At 71.3% G+C, this 16,549-nt stretch carries 17 protein-coding genes; 12 read left to right on the forward strand and 5 right to left on the reverse strand.

The features are described 5' to 3' along the window. A partial coding sequence (locus ACE3O1_RS10270) for an MFS transporter (RefSeq protein ID WP_374314935.1) occupies positions 1-629 on the reverse strand: 629 nt, incomplete at its 3' end. 95 nt (positions 630-724) lie between these two features. Between ACE3O1_RS10270 and ACE3O1_RS10275 the strand changes: the two genes are divergently transcribed. Continuing rightward, positions 725-1,390, forward strand: coding sequence for a TetR/AcrR family transcriptional regulator (locus ACE3O1_RS10275; protein ID WP_374314936.1), 666 nt, complete (start codon positions 725-727; stop codon positions 1,388-1,390). Here the strand turns inward: ACE3O1_RS10275 and ACE3O1_RS10280 are convergent. After that, the gene (locus ACE3O1_RS10280; RefSeq protein ID WP_374314938.1) at positions 1,288-1,791 is read right to left on the reverse strand and encodes a hypothetical protein; all 504 of its coding nucleotides are present in this window, start codon (positions 1,789-1,791) and stop codon (positions 1,288-1,290) included. The two genes, ACE3O1_RS10275 and ACE3O1_RS10280, sit on opposite strands and share 103 nt — an antisense overlap. Next, a complete protein-coding gene (locus tag ACE3O1_RS10285; protein WP_374314939.1) occupies positions 1,788-2,579 on the reverse strand; it encodes a hypothetical protein in 792 nt (263 codons plus the stop codon). The genes ACE3O1_RS10280 and ACE3O1_RS10285 overlap by 4 nt, the downstream gene beginning before the upstream one ends. A gap of 163 nt (positions 2,580-2,742) precedes the next feature. On the opposite strand from ACE3O1_RS10285, the gene ACE3O1_RS10290 reads away from it, so the two are divergent. The 10 genes from ACE3O1_RS10290 (at position 2,743) to ACE3O1_RS10335 (ending at position 13,883) form a co-directional block, all read left to right on the forward strand. Continuing rightward, the gene (locus ACE3O1_RS10290) at positions 2,743-4,575 is read left to right on the forward strand and encodes a sigma-70 family RNA polymerase sigma factor (RefSeq protein WP_374314940.1); all 1,833 of its coding nucleotides are present in this window, start codon (positions 2,743-2,745) and stop codon (positions 4,573-4,575) included. A 33-nt stretch (positions 4,576-4,608) separates the two neighbouring features. Further along, positions 4,609-4,920 (forward strand): DUF2277 domain-containing protein, encoded by a 312-nt coding sequence (locus tag ACE3O1_RS10295; protein WP_374314941.1) that lies wholly within the window; start codon positions 4,609-4,611, stop codon positions 4,918-4,920. Positions 4,921-4,990: 70 nt separating this feature from the next. Then, entirely contained in the window at positions 4,991-6,679 is a 1,689-nt protein-coding gene (locus ACE3O1_RS10300) for an ABC-F family ATP-binding cassette domain-containing protein (RefSeq protein ID WP_374314942.1), read from the forward strand. Positions 6,680-6,767: 88 nt separating this feature from the next. After that, positions 6,768-7,886 carry a GuaB3 family IMP dehydrogenase-related protein gene (locus ACE3O1_RS10305; protein WP_374314952.1) on the forward strand — a complete coding sequence of 373 codons (1,119 nt, stop codon included), beginning with the start codon at positions 6,768-6,770 and terminating at the stop codon, positions 7,884-7,886. After that, positions 7,883-8,767 carry an SURF1 family protein gene (locus tag ACE3O1_RS10310; RefSeq protein ID WP_374314943.1) on the forward strand — a complete coding sequence of 295 codons (885 nt, stop codon included), beginning with the start codon at positions 7,883-7,885 and terminating at the stop codon, positions 8,765-8,767. The genes ACE3O1_RS10305 and ACE3O1_RS10310 overlap by 4 nt, the downstream gene beginning before the upstream one ends. 9 nt (positions 8,768-8,776) lie before the next feature. After that, entirely contained in the window at positions 8,777-9,322 is a 546-nt protein-coding gene (locus ACE3O1_RS10315) for a DUF3817 domain-containing protein (RefSeq protein ID WP_374314944.1), read from the forward strand. Continuing rightward, positions 9,319-10,902: a glutamine-hydrolyzing GMP synthase gene (gene guaA / locus ACE3O1_RS10320; protein WP_374314945.1), complete on the forward strand. Its 1,584-nt coding sequence runs from the start codon at positions 9,319-9,321 to the stop codon at positions 10,900-10,902. The genes ACE3O1_RS10315 and guaA overlap by 4 nt, the downstream gene beginning before the upstream one ends. Before the next feature lie 290 nt (positions 10,903-11,192). Further along, positions 11,193-12,587, forward strand: coding sequence for a glycosyltransferase (locus ACE3O1_RS10325; RefSeq protein ID WP_374314946.1), 1,395 nt, complete (start codon positions 11,193-11,195; stop codon positions 12,585-12,587). An 82-nt stretch (positions 12,588-12,669) separates the two neighbouring features. Beyond that, positions 12,670-13,299: a ClpP family protease gene (locus ACE3O1_RS10330; RefSeq protein WP_374314947.1), complete on the forward strand. Its 630-nt coding sequence runs from the start codon at positions 12,670-12,672 to the stop codon at positions 13,297-13,299. Continuing rightward, a complete protein-coding gene (locus tag ACE3O1_RS10335) occupies positions 13,296-13,883 on the forward strand; it encodes a ClpP family protease (RefSeq protein ID WP_374314948.1) in 588 nt (195 codons plus the stop codon). The genes ACE3O1_RS10330 and ACE3O1_RS10335 overlap by 4 nt, the downstream gene beginning before the upstream one ends. 3 nt (positions 13,884-13,886) lie before the next feature. Here the strand turns inward: ACE3O1_RS10335 and ACE3O1_RS10340 are convergent, their stop codons facing one another. Beyond that, positions 13,887-14,606: an MBL fold metallo-hydrolase gene (locus ACE3O1_RS10340; RefSeq protein ID WP_374314949.1), complete on the reverse strand. Its 720-nt coding sequence runs from the start codon at positions 14,604-14,606 to the stop codon at positions 13,887-13,889. 78 nt (positions 14,607-14,684) lie between these two features. Here ACE3O1_RS10340 and ACE3O1_RS10345 point away from each other — a divergent pair, with 78 nt between their 5' ends. Next, positions 14,685-15,251 (forward strand): TetR/AcrR family transcriptional regulator, encoded by a 567-nt coding sequence (locus ACE3O1_RS10345; RefSeq protein WP_374314950.1) that lies wholly within the window; start codon positions 14,685-14,687, stop codon positions 15,249-15,251. On the opposite strand, the gene ligD is transcribed toward ACE3O1_RS10345, so the two are convergent. Beyond that, positions 15,200-16,444 (reverse strand): non-homologous end-joining DNA ligase, encoded by a 1,245-nt coding sequence (gene ligD, locus ACE3O1_RS10350; RefSeq protein ID WP_374314951.1) that lies wholly within the window; start codon positions 16,442-16,444, stop codon positions 15,200-15,202. The two genes, ACE3O1_RS10345 and ligD, sit on opposite strands and share 52 nt — an antisense overlap. Between the last annotated feature and the right edge of the window lie 105 nt (positions 16,445-16,549).

Raw genomic sequence — 16,549 nt, forward strand, 5'->3', positions numbered from 1 at the left:
GGCACGTCGATGCGTGCCCGGGCGCCGAAGTCGTTGGGGAGCACGATCAGCGCCAGCGGGATCGCGACGATCGCGACGGGGACGTTGATCCAGAAGATGGCCTGCCAGTCCCAGCCCTCCATGATCAGACCGCCGACGAGCGGGCCCACCGCGACGCCGAGGCCGGAGATCCCGCCCCAGATGCCGATGGCGAGCGGGCGTCGCGCCTCCGGCACGGCCCCGCTCAGGAGGGCGAGGGAGAGCGGCAGCACACCGGCTCCACCGAGCCCCTGCAGCGCGCGAGCGGCGATGAGCTGGCCGGGATCGGTGCTGAGCGCGGCCAGCACCGAGCCGATGCCGAAGACGGCGATGCCGATCGCGAAGACGGTGCGCCTTCCGAATCGGTCGCCGAGGGCCGAGGCGATCAGGATCGCTCCGGCGAACGCGAGGGTGTACGCGTTGACGAACCACTGCAGCTCTTCGACGGAGGCACCCATCTGGGCGTGCAGGACCGGGAGCGCGTTGGTCATGACGAGGTTGTCGAGGGTGGCCATGAACATCGGGAGGGATGCCGCGGCAATGACGAGCGCGAACGGCCGTGCCCGGCGGAGGGCGCTCCCGGCCGGCGCGAGGGTGGTTTCGGTGGTCATCGAGGTCTCCGGTAGTTATCGAATGATTACTTACGACGATCAATGTAGTAATCGACTGATTACAAAGTCAAGTCATTCGCTGATAACCTGAGGACATGACTTCAGTGAGCGTCGACGCTGCCGCCCTCGCCCCGGGGGAGAGCAGTAGGCGCCTGTCGTCCGAGGAGCGGCGCCGCCAGATCCTCGTCGCGGCCCTCGCCGTCTTCGGGGCTCGCGGCTATGAGGGCGCGACCACCGACGAGGTCGCACGCGCGGCGGGTGTCAGCCAGCCCTATGTCGTGCGGCTGTTCGGCTCGAAGGAGAACCTGTTCCTCGCAGCGATCGAGGACGCACTGGCCCGCATGCTCCGGGCCTTCCGTGCCGCCCTCGCCGACGACGCGGGGGAGCGGGAGCCCGGGGTCACGGAAGAGAAGGCCGCGGCCAAGCGGATCGGGCAGGCCTACGTGGATCTGCTGGAGGTGCGCGGCCTGCACCAGACCCTCGCGCACGCGTACCTCCTGGGCAGCCATCCCGTGATCGGCGCGGCCGCGCGCGCGGGATTCGCCACGGTCTGGCGGTTCTTCCGTGACGAGATGGGGCTGGACGCCGATGAAGCGCGATCGTTCATGGCGGAGGGCATGCTCATCAGCACCATGATCGGCCTGCGGATCGTCGACGACTACGGCTCCGATCCCCAGATCACCGAGCTCTTCCGGTCCTGCTTCCCCACCGAGCTTCCCCACGTCCTCGACGTGCTTCCGCGCGGCACCGATCGCTGGTAGGCGCTGCGCCACGCCCTGCGGGGAGCCCGCGCACCCTGGATCTGCGCGTCGCCGACGATCAGCAGCCACCGGCCGGTGCGGAACTCGATCCACATCGCGGAGGCGGGCAGAGCGAACTCGGCCTCGATGAGCACGCGATTCAGAGGGCGGCGGCCGGACGCACGCGCGATTCCCTCGGCGCCCGAGTGAAGCGTGAACGCATTGCCGCGTTCCTGCTCGGCGAGCAGGATGAGCCGGACGTGGTGAAAGGGATCCCGGCCGGTCGACTCCTCGGTGATCGGAGTGCGGGAGTTCCGAAGCTCCGGCTGCAGGTCGATCCGGGTGATCGAGCTCGCGGTGCGCGGAGGCGGTGCAAGCGCCGCGCAGGCGGGGTCACGATCGGCGAGCAGGAAGACGGTCACAGCGATTCGCCCTGATGGACGAGCTGCTTCACGGCGTGTTCGTCGACCATGACGGGCTCGAACTCGCGCTCGAAGCCGCTGCTGTCCAGGACGGTGAGCGTCGCGACGCACAGCCCCACCGGGGGGTGATCCTCGGCGTACAGGCCGGAGTAATGGGGAGCAGTGTCGCGTTCCGCCGGCCGGAAGCGCCCGGTCACATAACGGGTGCCCGGTCCGAGCCCCAGCGTGGAGATGGCCAGTGCCTCGCCGAGAGCGCTCAGCCCGTCGTCCGGGTTCGCCCAGGAGAGGTGGCCGGGGAGCTCCCGCCGCAGAGTGTCGAGCGCGCGCCCGATGAGGTGACCGGTGGAATCGACTGCGCCGCCGACGTGAGGGCTGATCAGTCGCGGCGTGAGGCGATCGACGGCGGCGTACCAGAGGACTGTTCGGTGCGTGAACCCGAGCCGGTCGTAGGCGTGATGCACGTCGGCGAGCCGACGGAGGTACTCGGCCGAGGCGATCAGATCGGTGTCGATGTCGCCGGGCCGGCGCGCGGCGGCGGCGACGTGTCGGGCTGAGCTGAGCACGGTGTGCCCCAGCACGGCATCCCCGCCGAGAGCGGCGGCGGTTGCGACGGAGTCTCGCACTTCATCGAGTTGCGCCGGATCGGCGCTCCCCGTCAATGCGATCAGCGCTCGGCGCGCACGCGACCGGTGCCGTGCCCACAGCAGGTCGAGTGCCGACCGGTCGCCGTTCCGGTACCGGAGGAGAAGCCGGTCATCGCTCGCATTCATCACGGGCCAAACGTCCATCGTGTCCTCACAGGGTCATGTCCTGGAAAGGGGGACCGCCGGCCGGGCGGGTTATGACGCCGGTGACGGCGCGGCGCTCCCGCGCATCCCGCGGCGTCATGAAAGCAGGTGACGGGGGTCTAAAGGAGGGGCATTTCTTGTGCTCTGATCCGAGGAGACCCGCTTGACGAACCCCGCTTCGACGCGCCGCGAGTGGCGCAGCAGGAACAGATCCGACGCCGAGCTGGTGCAGGCGACCCGCGATGGCGACCGCCTCGCGTTCGCGACCCTCTGGCAGCGTCACGCCGAGGCCGCCCGCCGGGCCGCCCGGGCCGTGGCGTGGTCCACCGACCCCGATGATCTGGTCTCCGAGGCGTTCACGCGCATCCTTCGCGCGACCCAGCTCGGCGGCGGACCGACGGAGGCCTTCCGGCCCTACCTGTTCGTCACCATCAAGAACGTCGCCGTGAGCTGGTCGAAGGAACCCCGCGCGGTGTCGCTGGACGAACGAACCGATATCGCCGACGAGCAGCATCCGGATCCCGCCACCCTCGTCGCCGATCGCACCTCACTGGCCCGGGCGTTCCGCTCGCTGCCGGAGCGCTGGCGATCGGTCCTGTGGTACGTCGAAGTCGAGGGGATGGCGCCGCGTGAACTGGCGCCGATCCTCGGCATGTCGCCCAACAGCGTCGCGGCGCTCGTCTACCGGGCACGGGAGGGGTTCCGGAAGGCGTGGATGGAGGTGCACGTCGACGATCCGGGCCGCTCGGAGGAGTGCCGGTGGGCGACCGAGCTCGTGGTGGCCGGGCGCGGCCGACGCGCAAGGAAGGTCGACGAGAGGCGACTGGACCGGCATCTCGGCGAGTGCGCGGCGTGCCGCATCCTCGCGGCGGATGACCGCGAACCGGTGCAGCGCCTGCGCGCGATTCTGCTGGTGAGCACGCTGGGAGCCTCGGCGACGGCCTACTCGCAGCTGCACAGCCCCGCACCGGCGGCGGCCGCGATCGGAAAGCCGTCGATCGCTCCCGCCGCTCTGGTGGCGGCGTCCGTCGGGGTCGTGCTGGCGGTGGGCGGCACCGTCGCGGCGCTGAGCTCGGTGCCGCTCGCTCCGGGTCGGTCGGCCGTCGTCGCCGAAGCGACCCCACAGCAGTTCACGCCTCCCGCCTCATCCGGAACGCCGGAATCCACGCCTTCCGCGGAACCGAGGGAGACATCTGCGCCCGACGCGGAAGCACCTCCCGTCGCCCCACCCGTCGCGGCTCCCAGCCCGCCGGCCGTGCAGCCGTCCGTGACACCCGAGCATTCGCCGGCACCCGTGCCGGCTCCCACGCCTGCGCCCGCTCCCACGCCGGCGCCCGCTCCCACGCCTGCACCCACGCCCACGCCCACTCCGACGCCCACGCCGCCCCCGCAGGTCGCTCCGAGCCCGGAGGCCGACATGCCGTCGGATCTCGCAGCTCCCGTTCCGGCCGCCATCACCGGGCGGGGGGTCGCGGGCGCCGAGATCGTCGCGCAGGACGCCGAGGGTCGCACCCTCGGGACGGCTGTCGTCGGCGAGGACTCGGCCTTCGCGCTGGACCTGGACACGGCCACCGCGGCTGAAGGGACGACGGTGCGTCTGATCCAGAGGATCGTCGGGTGGGCCGACTCGGCGCCGTCGCCGGAGATCGGTCCGTATGTGCTGCCGACGCCGGAGCTGACCGGACCCGACGGGGCGGACACCGTGACCCGGACGGATCTCGATGCCGACGGGGAAGCGGACGATGCGCAGCTGCTGCTGTCGGGCATCGCCGGCCAGCACGTCGTGGTCTCGGTCGACGGCCTGTCGACCGGCCGCGTCCATCTGCTGGAGGAGGCGCCGCTCGCCCGGTATGTCCCGGATCTGAGTCTCGGCACCCATGGCTTCACCATCCGCTACAGCAACGCCGAGGGGACGCGCTTCGGTCGGCCGCTGGAGGTCGTGCTCACCGTCGTCGACCCGGAGGACGCCGCAGACGTCGTCGCCCCGATCGAGTAGCCGGCCGATGCGACCCGGCGTATCGTCTGGGTCATGTGCCGCAACATCGTCCCGCTCCACAACTTCGAACCGGCCGCGACCGACGACGAATGCCACGACGCCGCGCTGCAGTTCGTGCGCAAGATCACCGGAACGACGAAGCCGTCGAAGGTCAACCAGGAGGTCTTCGATCGCGCGGTCGCCGAAATCGCCCATGCGACCCGCCATCTCCTCGACGACCTCGTGACCGTCGCCCCGCCGAAGAACCGTGAGGACGAGGCGGCCAAGCGCCAGGCCCGCTCCGCGGACCGGTACGAAGCGCTGCGCGCCTTCCAGCAGCAGAAGCGCGAAGCCGCCGCATCCTGACCCCGGCGACCCGATAGTCTGGTCGGCTCCCTTCCGGCGACGGATGCCGCGGGAGCAGACAGGAAAGACCGTGGGCTCCATCGACATCGCCGCCGTCTCGTACGCTCTGCCCGACGGGCGGCCGCTGCTCGACGAGGTGTCGTTCCGCGTCGGCGAGGGATCGACGACCGCGCTGATCGGCCAGAACGGTGCAGGCAAGACGACCCTCTTGCGCATCATCCGCGGCGAGCTCCCGGCCCTGTCCGGCGTCGTCTCCATCGACGGCGGGCTCGGCGTGATGGACCAGTTCGTGGGCCACGGGACGGCGGGGCAGACCGTGCACGACCTGCTCATCTCGGTCGCCCCCGACCGCGTCCGCCGCGCGGCGCGCGAACTCGAGGACGCCGAGGCGGCGATCATCGAGCGCGACGACCTCGACACCCAGATGCGGTACGCGGGCGCGCTCGCCGACTACGCCGAAGCCGGCGGGTACGAGTACGAGACGGTGTGGGACACCTGCACGACCGCGGCGCTCGGCATCCCGTTCTCCCGTGCCCGTTTCCGCGAGCTCTCGACGCTGTCGGGAGGCGAGCAGAAGCGGCTCGCGCTCGAGGCGCTCCTGCGCGGCCCCGACCAGGTGCTCCTGCTCGACGAGCCCGACAACTACCTCGACGTGCCCGGCAAGCGCTGGCTCGAGGAGCGGCTGCGGGAGACGGCGAAGACCGTTCTGCTGGTATCGCACGACCGGGAGCTGCTCGCCCGCGCCGCCGACCGCATCGTGACGCTCGAGGCGGGCGGCGCCGGGAGCTCGGCGTGGGTGCACGGCGGCGGGTTCGGCACCTATCACCGCGCACGCGACGACCGGATGGCCCGTCTCGACGAGCTCCGCCGGCGCTGGGACGAGCAGCACGCGAAGCTCAAGGCACTCGTCGCCGCCCTCAAGGTCAAGGCGACCGCGAACGACACGTTCACCTCGCGGTACCGCGCCGCACAGACGCGCCTGCGGAAGTTCGAGGAGGCCGGGCCGCCCCAGGAGCGACCTCCCGAGCAGGATCTCGCGCTGCGCCTGCGCGGTGCCCGCACGGGCAAGCGCGCCGTCGTCGCCGAGCGGCTCGAGCTCACCGGCCTCATGAAGCCGTTCGACCTGGAGGTGTGGTTCGGAGACCGCGTGGCGGTGCTCGGCTCGAACGGGTCGGGCAAGTCGCACTTCCTGCGCCTGCTCGCCCGCGGCGGCACCGACCCCGACGCCCGGCTCGGCCATGCCACGACCACCGGCGCCGCCCTCGAGCCGGTCGCGCATTCCGGCCGCGCGATCCTGGGTGCGCGCGTCGTGCCGGGCTGGTTCGCGCAGACCCACCGGCATCCGGAGTTCGCCGGGCGCACGCTGCTGGACATCCTCCACCGCGGCGAAGACGCCCGCGCTGGATTGCCGAGGGATGCCGCGAGTTCGGCGCTGGACCGCTACGGCCTCGTCGGCCAGGCCGAGCAGGTGTTCGACAGCCTCTCGGGCGGTCAGCAGGCGCGGTTCCAGATCCTCCTGCTCGAGCTGTCGGGTGCGACCCTGCTGCTGCTGGACGAGCCGACGGACAACCTCGACCTCGTCTCCGCCGAGGCACTCCAGGACGCGCTCGCGCGCTTCGAGGGCACGGTGCTGGCGGTGACGCACGATCGCTGGCTCGCCAAGAGCTTCGACCGGTTCGTCGTGTTCGGCGGCGACGGGCGCGTGTACGAGGCGGACGCGCCGGTCTGGGACGAGGCGCGCGTCGCCCGGCAGCGCTGAGGCGGGGGCGTTTCGTCTCGCTGCGCTCGCTCGACGACCGAGACGAAACGCGCCCAAAACACCTGCCGGGTAGGCTGGGGTGGTGAGCATGGACATCGAACTCGGTCGCGCGAAGCGCGCACGCCGCGCGTACACGTTCGACGACATCGCGGTCGTGCCGTCGCGGCGCACCCGCAACCCCGAGGACGTCTCGACCACCTGGACGATCGACGCCTTCAGCTTCGACATCCCCGTGCTCGGAGCCCCCATGGACTCGGTCGTGAGCCCGCAGACGGCGATCATGCTCGGTCAGCTCGGCGGCCTCGGCGTGCTCGACCTCGAGGGCCTGTGGACCCGGTACGACGACCCGGCGCCCCTCCTCGCCGAGATCTCGGGCCTCGAGAAGGCCGCCGCCACGCGCCGCATGCAGGAGCTCTACGCCGAGCCGATCAAGCCCGAGCTCGTGCGCGATCGGCTCGCCGAGATCCGCGCCGCGGGCGTCACGGTCGCCGGCGCCCTGACGCCCCAGCGCACGCAGGAGCTGTATGAGACCGTCGTCGCGGCGGGCGTCGACCTGTTCGTGATCCGCGGCACCACGGTGTCGGCCGAGCACGTGTCGTCGGTGGACCAGCCCCTGAACCTCAAGAAGTTCATCTACGACCTCGACGTCCCGGTGATCGTGGGCGGCGCGGCGACCTACACGGCCGCGCTGCACCTCATGCGCACCGGCGCGGCGGGCGTGCTCGTCGGATTCGGCGGGGGAGCGGCATCCACCACCCGCGCCACCCTCGGACTCCACGCGCCCATGGCGACGGCGGTCGCCGACGTGGCCGGCGCGCGCCGCGACTACCTCGACGAGTCGGGTGGCCGCTACGTGCACGTGATCGCCGACGGCGGCGTGGGCACCTCCGGCGACATCGTCAAGGCGCTCGCGATGGGCGCCGACGCCGTGATGCTCGGTGTCGCGCTGGCGCGGGCGACGGATGCTCCGGGGCAGGGCTTCCACTGGGGGCCCGAGGCCCACCACCCGAAGCTGCCGCGCGGCCGCCGCGTGAAGGTCGACCAGGTCGCCTCCCTCGAGGAGATCCTGTACGGTCCGGCGCCCGTCGCCGACGGCACGGCCAACCTCATCGGCGCGCTGCGCAAGTCGATGGCCACCACCGGCTACTCCGACCTCAAGGAGTTCCAGCGGGTCGAGGTCGTGGTCGCTCCCTACAGCGCGGGATGACCGAGCCCGACGCCTCCTCCCTCGACGCGCCCGAGGTCTTCCCGCCGACCCTGCGCGAGGTGATGCTGCGGCCGCAGTGGATCGGGATGCTGCTGCTCTGCCTCCTGGTCGCCGGGATCTTCGCCTGGCTCGGGCAGTGGCAGCTGAGCAGAGCGATCGACGCCGATCCGCCGCCCCCCGGCGCGACGGAGGTCGTGCGACCCCTCGAGGAGGTCGCCGCACCGGGCGAGTACCTTCCGGAGCCGCTCGTCGGGCAGCGCGTCACGGTCGAGGGATTCTGGATGCCCGGCGACTTCATCCTCGTGGCATCCCGGTTCAACGACGACGTGGAGGGGTACTGGGTGACCGGCCAGCTCCGCGTCGCGGGAACCGACGAGCCCACCTCGGTCGCCGTGGCGCTCGGATGGGCGCCGACGCTCGATGAGGCGCGCGCGGCGGCGGAGGAGCTCGATCGCGACACCGCATCGCCGGTCACCGTCCCCGTGACAGTGACGGGGCGGCTCATCTCGGACGAAGGCCCGGTGCCGCCTCCGCACGACGCGGATCCGCAGACGCTGACCCGCATGTCGCCCGCGGCACTGCTCGGCCAATGGGACGACGCCGAGGGAGTGGACGTCTACCGCCCCTACATCGCTTCTCAGGATGCACCGCCGCCTCTGGAGGACATCTCCTCGCCGGCGCCCGAGGCGGGGTCGGCGGTCAACTGGCTCAACATCTTCTACGCCGCCGAGTGGGCGATCTTCGCCGGCTTCGCGTTCTACCTCTGGTACCGCCTGGCCCGCGATGCGTGGGAGAAGGAGGTCGAGGACCTTCTCGAGCCCGAGGATTCGGCGGGGGACGAGGCATCCGCACCGGAAATCACCCCGGAATCCCGCGGGTAGACTGGATCCATGCCCCGCGCCCCGAAGCTCGCCTCCTTCCCGGCCATCCGCGGAGCCCTGAAGTTCTACCAGGTCTGCTCGATCATCACCGGCATCGGACTGCTGCTGCTGGTCGGCGAGATGATCCTGAAGTACACGCCGATCCACGTCGAGCTGTTCCTCGGCGGATCGGGCGGCTTCCTGTGGTTCGCGCCCGTCATCGCCGGTCCCGGCTGCGAGTGGTGGTCGCTGTTCGCGCCGATGACCAACGACTGCGAGATGATCTCGACCGGTGACGGGTTCAACCTGTCGCTGTTCATCCTCGTCGCACACGGCTGGTTCTACGTCGTGTACCTCTTCTCGTGCTTCCGCGTGTGGAGCCTGATGCGCTGGCCCTTCAGCCGCTTCATCGTCCTGGCGCTCGGCGGCATCGTGCCCCTCCTGTCGTTCTTCATGGAGGCCAAGGTCGGCCGCGAGGTCACCTCGTACCTGAAGACCCGCGAAGAGTCGGAGCTGCACTCGCAGGCCGGCCACTCGACCCTCACCCACGCGATCCCCACGGAGAACAAGCGTTGACCGAGCAGACCGAAACCTCCCAGCGTCCCGTCCTCGTCGTCGACTTCGGGGCGCAGTACGCCCAGCTGATCGCACGGCGCGTCCGGGAGGCGGGTGTCTACAGCGAGATCGTGCCGCACACCGCCTCGGCTGATGCCATCGCGGCGCGGAACCCGGTGGGCATCATCCTCTCCGGCGGCCCGTCGTCGGTGTACGAACCGGGTGCGCCGTCCCTCGACGCCGGGGTCTTCGACCTGGGGGTTCCCACGCTGGGCATCTGCTACGGATTCCAGGTCATGGCCCAGGCGCTGGGCGGCGAGGTCGCCAACACCGGTCTGCGGGAGTACGGGGCGACGGATGCCGCGGTCACGGGCGACGGCGGTGTGCTGCTGGGCGGACAGCCGGTGGCGCAGAACGTGTGGATGAGCCACGGGGATCAGGTCTCGCGGGCGCCGGAGGGGTTCGAGGTTCTCGCCTCGACGTCGGCTACTCCGGTCGCGGCCTTCGGCAGTGACGAGAAGCGCTTCTACGGCGTGCAGTGGCACCCCGAGGTGAAGCACTCGGACCACGGCCAGCAGGTCATCGAGAACTTCCTCCACAAGGCGGCCGGGCTTCCCGCCGACTGGAACAGCGGGAACGTCATCGCCGAGCAGGTCGAGCGCATCCGCGAGCAGGTCGGCACCGGGCGCGTGCTCTCGGCGCTCTCGGGCGGAGTGGACTCCGCCGTCTCGACGGCCCTCGTGCACAAGGCGGTCGGCGACCAGCTCGTCGCCGTGTTCGTGGATCACGGCCTGCTGCGCAAGGGCGAGCGGGAGCAGGTCGAGAACGACTACGTCGCGTCGACGGGCGTGCGTCTGGTCACGATCGACGCGCGCGAGCAGTTCCTGACGGCGCTCGCCGGCGTCTCCGACCCCGAGGAGAAGCGCAAGATCATCGGGCGGGAATTCATCCGGACGTTCGAGGCAGCTGAGCGCGAGCTCATCGCCGAGGCCGCCGCCGACGGTGAGCCGATCCGGTTCCTCGTGCAGGGGACCCTGTATCCGGATGTCGTGGAGTCCGGCGGCGGCACAGGGACGGCCAACATCAAGTCGCACCACAACGTGGGTGGGCTTCCCGAGGATCTGCAGTTCGAGCTCGTGGAGCCGCTGCGCACGCTGTTCAAGGATGAGGTCCGCGCGATCGGCCGCGAGCTCGGGCTGCCGGAGGCGATCGTGGCGCGCCAGCCGTTTCCGGGCCCCGGTCTCGGCATCCGGATCGTCGGTGAGGTCACCGCTGACCGCCTCGAGATTCTGCGTGATGCCGACGCCATCGCCCGCGAGGAGCTGACCCGGGCGGGCCTCGACGGCGAGATCTGGCAGTGCCCCGTCGTGCTGCTCGCCGACGTGCGGTCGGTGGGTGTGCAGGGCGACGGTCGCACCTACGGCCACCCGATCGTGCTGCGCCCGGTGTCGTCGGAGGATGCGATGACCGCCGACTGGACCCGACTGCCCTACGACGTGCTCGCCCGCATCTCGAATCGCATCACCAACGAGGTGCGCGAGGTCAACCGCGTCGTGCTCGACGTCACGTCGAAGCCGCCGGGCACCATCGAGTGGGAGTGAGTGGGCGGGGGCGGCGCGGCCCTTCCTGACCACGCACCTTCCTGACGCACCTTCCGGTTTTCGTATGTGAGTTCGTGCTCACACGGGGTCGTGTGCGTTCGTGCTCACACACGGGTTGTGTGAGTTCGTGGTCACAGGAGGTCATGTGAGTTCGCGTTCACACAGCAGGCCGTGCCTCGGCGCCGGGTTGCACGAACGGGGTATGTGAGCATGAACTCACATACGAGAACGAGAGGTGCGCGAGGCGAGCGCACCCGTGCTCGGCCGACGCCATGGGGGAGGATGGGAGCGTGACGACGTTCCCGGATGCCCACTACCTGATCCTGTCGAGTCGGCTGATCCCCGATCACGACGGCGGTTACGCGATGGCCATCCTGTCCCGCGCGCGCCAGATGGCGGCAGCCGGGGTCGACGGCGGCCGAGGGCCGCTCATCCTGACGTTCGATCCCGGAGCCCCGGCCGACCACGCGCGCCACCGCCGCGCCTTCGACGAGCGCGACCTCATCACCGCGCCAGACCGCATGCGAAACCTGTTCGACGAGGCATCCGCCCCGTCCGGCGGCGCAGCCGCGTGGCTGCTCGAGGCCGCGCAACCCGGCGAGCCCGACCCGGCGCTCGCGTATCGCCGCGTCGAGGACGCCGACGGGCGGCCGGCGGTGAGCCTTCCCGTGATCCACGGCGACCCGGACTGGCACATCACGACCGCACCCGTCGCCGTGCACGGCCGCGACGGATCGATCACCGGCATCGTCGCCGGCTTCGGCGCCCTCTACCGAGCCTGGCTCGCTGCCGTCGTCGCAGGACTGCGAGCAACGGGCGGCGAGAAGCCGGTCGTCGTGATCTGCGAGTCCCGCCAGCTCGGCGAGCTCATCGCCGGGTGGAACGACCCCGGCGTGCGACTCATCCACTCCATCCACACGATTCACCTCGAGCCGCCGCACACGCCCGACGCGCCACTGAACCCCCTGTGGACCCGCTGGTTCACGCTCGCCGAGCGGTTCGACGCCGTCCTCTGGCTGAGCGAGGCGCAGCGCTCCGACGTGATCGAGCGGTTCGGCGACGAGGGCGTGCATCTCGTCATCCCCGCCGGCGTGCCCGCGGCATCCACTGTGGTTCCCGGATCCGAGCGCGCGCCGGGCCGCGTCGTGATGCTCAACCGGCTGGCACCCGGCAAGCGCGTCGACCACGCCATCCGGGCATTCCGGGCGGTGCTCGAAGCCGTGCCGCACGCGACCCTCGACATCTACGGCGGCGGCGCCGAGCACGACGCCCTCCAGCGGCTCATCGAAGACGAGGGCCTCACCGCGCACGTCGTGCTGCGCGGAATCACCGACGAGCCCGAGCGCGTGCTGGACGCGGCATCCGCCTTCCTCACGACGTCGGCGTTCGAGGGCCAGGCGCTCGCGATCGTCGAGGCCATGGTGCGCGGCACGCCGGTCATCGCCTACGACGTGCCCTACGGCCCCCGCGACCATCTCGCAGCAGGCGGCGGCGTGCTCGTTCCCGACGGCGACCAGAGCGCTCTCGCCGCCGCGATCGTGCGGGTCATCGCCGACCCCGAGGAGCACGCCCGCCTCTCGCGCGAGGCCGCCCAGATGGCACGCCGCGTCGACCCCGACCGCGTGACCGCCGCGCTCGCGCAGGCCGTCGAGGACGTCCTGGCCGCACCCTCCCGCCGCGCCTGACACGCGCCAGAATCCGCCCAGGGCAGACCCGCCCACGGCGGAATCGGATGCCGCAGCCCGGCGCGCCGCGCAGGCTGGGGGCATGGCTGAAGAAGGCAAGATCCCCCAGTTCGGGGCCGAGGCGCGACGCGAGCTGTTCCACCAGCGGGTGCTCGTGCTCGACGGCCCGCTCGACGACGACAACGGCACGCTGCTGGCGACCCAGATGCTGGCCCTCGCGGCCGAGGACGAGGCATCCGACATCGCCCTGTGGATCCACTCTCCCGGCGGGTCGGTTCCGTCGATGCTCGCGATCCGCGACGTCATGCGGCTCATCCCGAACGACGTCGCCACCCTCGCCCTCGGACTGGCGTGCAGCGCCGGCCAGTTCCTGCTCTCCGCCGGCATGCCGGGCAAGCGTCGCGCGCTGCCGCACGCGCGCATCCTGATGCACCAGGGCTCGGCGGGCATCGGCGGTTCGACCGTCGACGTGGAGGTGCAGGCCAATGACCTCCGCCACATGCGCGACACAGTCCTGGGCCTCATCGCCGCGGACACCGGTCAGAGCATCGAGCGCATCTTCGAGGACTCCCTGCACGACCGCTGGTACACGGCGGCGCAGGCCCGGGACTACGGATTCATCGACGGGATCGTCGACGACTTCGCGCAGGTCCTGCCGCGACGGCGGCGGACCGCCGGGCTCGGCCTCAGAGCGGCGGAGGTGGCGGCATGAGCTCGTACGCGATCCCGAACGTCGTGGCGCAGCATCCGCGCGGCGACCGCATCATGGACGTCTACTCGCACCTCCTCGCGGAGCGCGTCGTCTACCTCGGCACCGGCATCGACGCCGGCGTCGCGAACGCGCTCATCGCGCAGCTGCTGCACCTCGACGCCGACAGCCCCGAGCGCGACATCCAGCTCTACATCAACTGCGAGGGCGGCGACCCCGCCGCGATGCTGGCCGTGTACGACACGATCCAGCACATCCGCCCGGAGGTCGCCACGACCGTCGTCGGACAGGCGATCGGCGTCGGTGCGGTCATGCTCGCCGCCGGCGCGGCGGGCAAGCGCGCGGTCCTGCCCCACGCGCGCGTCGTTCTGCACCAACCGGCCGGACAAGGGCGCGGCGCCATCCCCGACCTGATCCTGCAGGCCGACGAGCTCGTGCGCGTGCGCGGGGACGTCGAGGCGATCCTCGCCCGGCATACGGGGAAGGATGCCGCGCAGCTGCGCGCCGACACCGACCGCGACCGCGTGTTCACGGCCGTCGACGCCGTGGCGTACGGCCTCGCGGACCGGGTGCTCGAGGAGCGCTGACGCTCAGGCGCCTGAGCGCGCCGCCCGCACGGCAACGGCGACCTCCGCCGGCGACCCCTGCCACGGGGCGCCGTGGCCCGGCAGCACCCACGACGCCTCCAGGCCGGCCAGGCGGTCCAGTGATGTCAGCGCGAGGTCGGGCTCGTCGGTGAAGGGTGCGGGCTGCAGCCCGAGGCGGCCGGTGAGCACGTGGCGCGTGGTCAGCGCGTCCCCCACGAACACGGCCCGGGCGGCCGGGACGTGCACCGCGATGCTGCCGGGGGAGTGGCCGGGCAGCCCGATCACGCGCGGCGACCCCGGCAGGTCGAGCACGTCGCCGTCGGCGACCTCGACGACCTCGGACAGGTACTCCGTGCGCCAGCCGCGCTTGCGGAGTGCATACGCGAAGAACCCGGACGTCGGACCGAGCCGCATCGGCCCCATCGGGGTCTTGGGCTTGTCGCCGCCGCGGGCGCGGGCGGCATCGGCAGCATGGATGAACACCGGAACACCGTGCTCGCGCCGCAGGCGCTCCGCGAACCCGAGGTGATCGCTGTCGCCGTGCGTGAGCACGACGCCCCGGATGTCGTCGAGCGAGCGCCCGATGCCCGCCAGTTCCGTCCGCAGGTCGTTCCAGTGTCCGGGGAGGCCGGCATCCACCACGGTGATCCCCTCCGCGGTCACGACGAGGTATGCCGCGACGATGTCGTTGCCGATGCGGTGCAGATTGTCGCCGAGTCGCATGAGTGCCTCCAGGGGTTCACGTGTAAGCTATGGTACGTAGCCATCATAGCTTACGTCAATAGCCATCAAGGGGGACGGATGCCGACACCCGACCGCACCTCACTGTCGGCGATCGTCGAGGCGGGCCGCGAGCTGCTCGAGCTCGGCGGTCCGTCGAAGGTCACGATGCAGGCCGTCGCCGACCGCGTCGGGGTCCGTGCGCCCTCTCTGTACAAGAGGGTCCGCGACCGGCACGCGCTGCTCCAGCTCGTGGCCGAGTCCACGGTGGACGATCTGGGCACCCGGCTCGCGGCATCCGACGGCACGCTCGCCGGCCTCGCGCGCGCATATCGGGCCTTCGCGCACGCGCGGCCGGAGGGCTTCCGGCTGCTGTACTCGATCGCGGGCAGCGCCGACACGCTCGCGCGTGCGAGCGAACCGGTGCTCGCCGCCGCGCGCGCATCGGTCGGCGAGGACCGGGCCCTGGAGGAGGCGCGCCTCCTCACCGCCTGGGCGACGGGATTCGTCAACATGGAGCTCTCCGGCGCCTTCCGCCTGGGCGGAGACGTCGACGAGGCGTTCGAGTACGGGCTGACCCGCCTCGCCGCGACGGGTCAGTCCGAAGCCTCGCGCCCCGGCCAGACCTTGCCCGCCCAGGGGTCGTAGTCCGCGATCAGCGCCTCCTGGGCGGGCCGCTCGGCGTCGCGCACGTGCTGCAGGTTGACCCGCACGCGGTACCAGAGCGAGCTCGACCCGCGCATGCCGTCGACCAGCACGTCGGCGGGATGCAGCTGACCGGCGACGGACGGATGCTTCGCCTTCCAGGTCTCGAGCGCCTCCAGTGCCTCGGGCTTGGTCTTCGTGCGGGCGATCTCGATGAGCGGCATGGTTGACTGGCGCCGGCCGTCGGCGTCGCCCGCGCGGGGCGGCTTCTCGGCGGGGCCCAGCTCTTCGGCCAGGGCCAGCAGCCCGTCGAGGCCGCCGACGGCGTCGTCGATCCCGCGGTGCGGGTCGCCGATCGCGGCGAAGCGCTCGAGCACGGTCGCGACGGTGAACTCCTCGGGTCTGCGGACGGCGACCTCGTCCCACTCCATCGGCGTCGAGACGCGCGCGTCGGGCAGCGGCCGGATCGAATAGGCCGACGCCACGGTGCGGTCCTTCGCGTTCTGGTTGAAGTCGACGAACACGCTCTCTCCGCGCTCCTCCTTCCACCATCGCGCGGTGGCGAGGCCGGGTGCCCGGTTCTCGACCTCGCGGGCGAGGGTCTCGGCCGCGAGCCGCACCTGCTTGTAGTCCCACTGCGGCGCGATGCGCACCAGGATGTGGAGGCCGCGCGAGCCGCTCGTCTTCGGCCAGCCCACCAGCCCGACGTCGGCGAGCACCTCGCGGGCGACCATGGCCGTGTCGACGATCTGCGACCAGTCCACGCCGGGCATCGGGTCGAGGTCGATGCGCAGCTCGTCGGGGTGGTCGAGATCCTCGGCGCGGACGGGATGCGGGTTGAGGTCGAGGCACCCGAGGTTGACGACCCACGCCAGGCCAGCGGCATCCCGGATCACCGCCTCTTCGGCGGACGTCCCCCGGGCGTACTGCAGCGTGGCCGTGTCGACGAAGTCGGGGTGGTTCTCGGGAACGCGCTTCTGGAAGAACGCCTCTTGGTCGATCCCCTTCACGAAGCGCTTGAGCACCATCGGACGCCCGCCGGCGCCGCGCAGGGCGCCCTCGGCGACGGCGAGGTAGTACTGCACGACCTCGAGCTTGGTGATGCCCGGCTGCGGGAACACGACCTTGTCGGGGCTCGAGACGCGCACCTCGTGCCCCTCGACGTCGAGGAACACTTCCTTGCGGGCTGGGCTCACGCGCCCCACGCTAGCGCCCGCCCCCGACGCGCGGCCAGGGGTTGCCCCCCGTCCGTTTGTGCGGGCGAATGTGCGCCCCCTCCGACCGTCAGGCGCTCGAACGCC

It is taken from the genome of Microbacterium sp. (genome assembly GCF_041909575.1).
GTDB lineage: Bacteria > Actinomycetota > Actinomycetes > Actinomycetales > Microbacteriaceae > Microbacterium.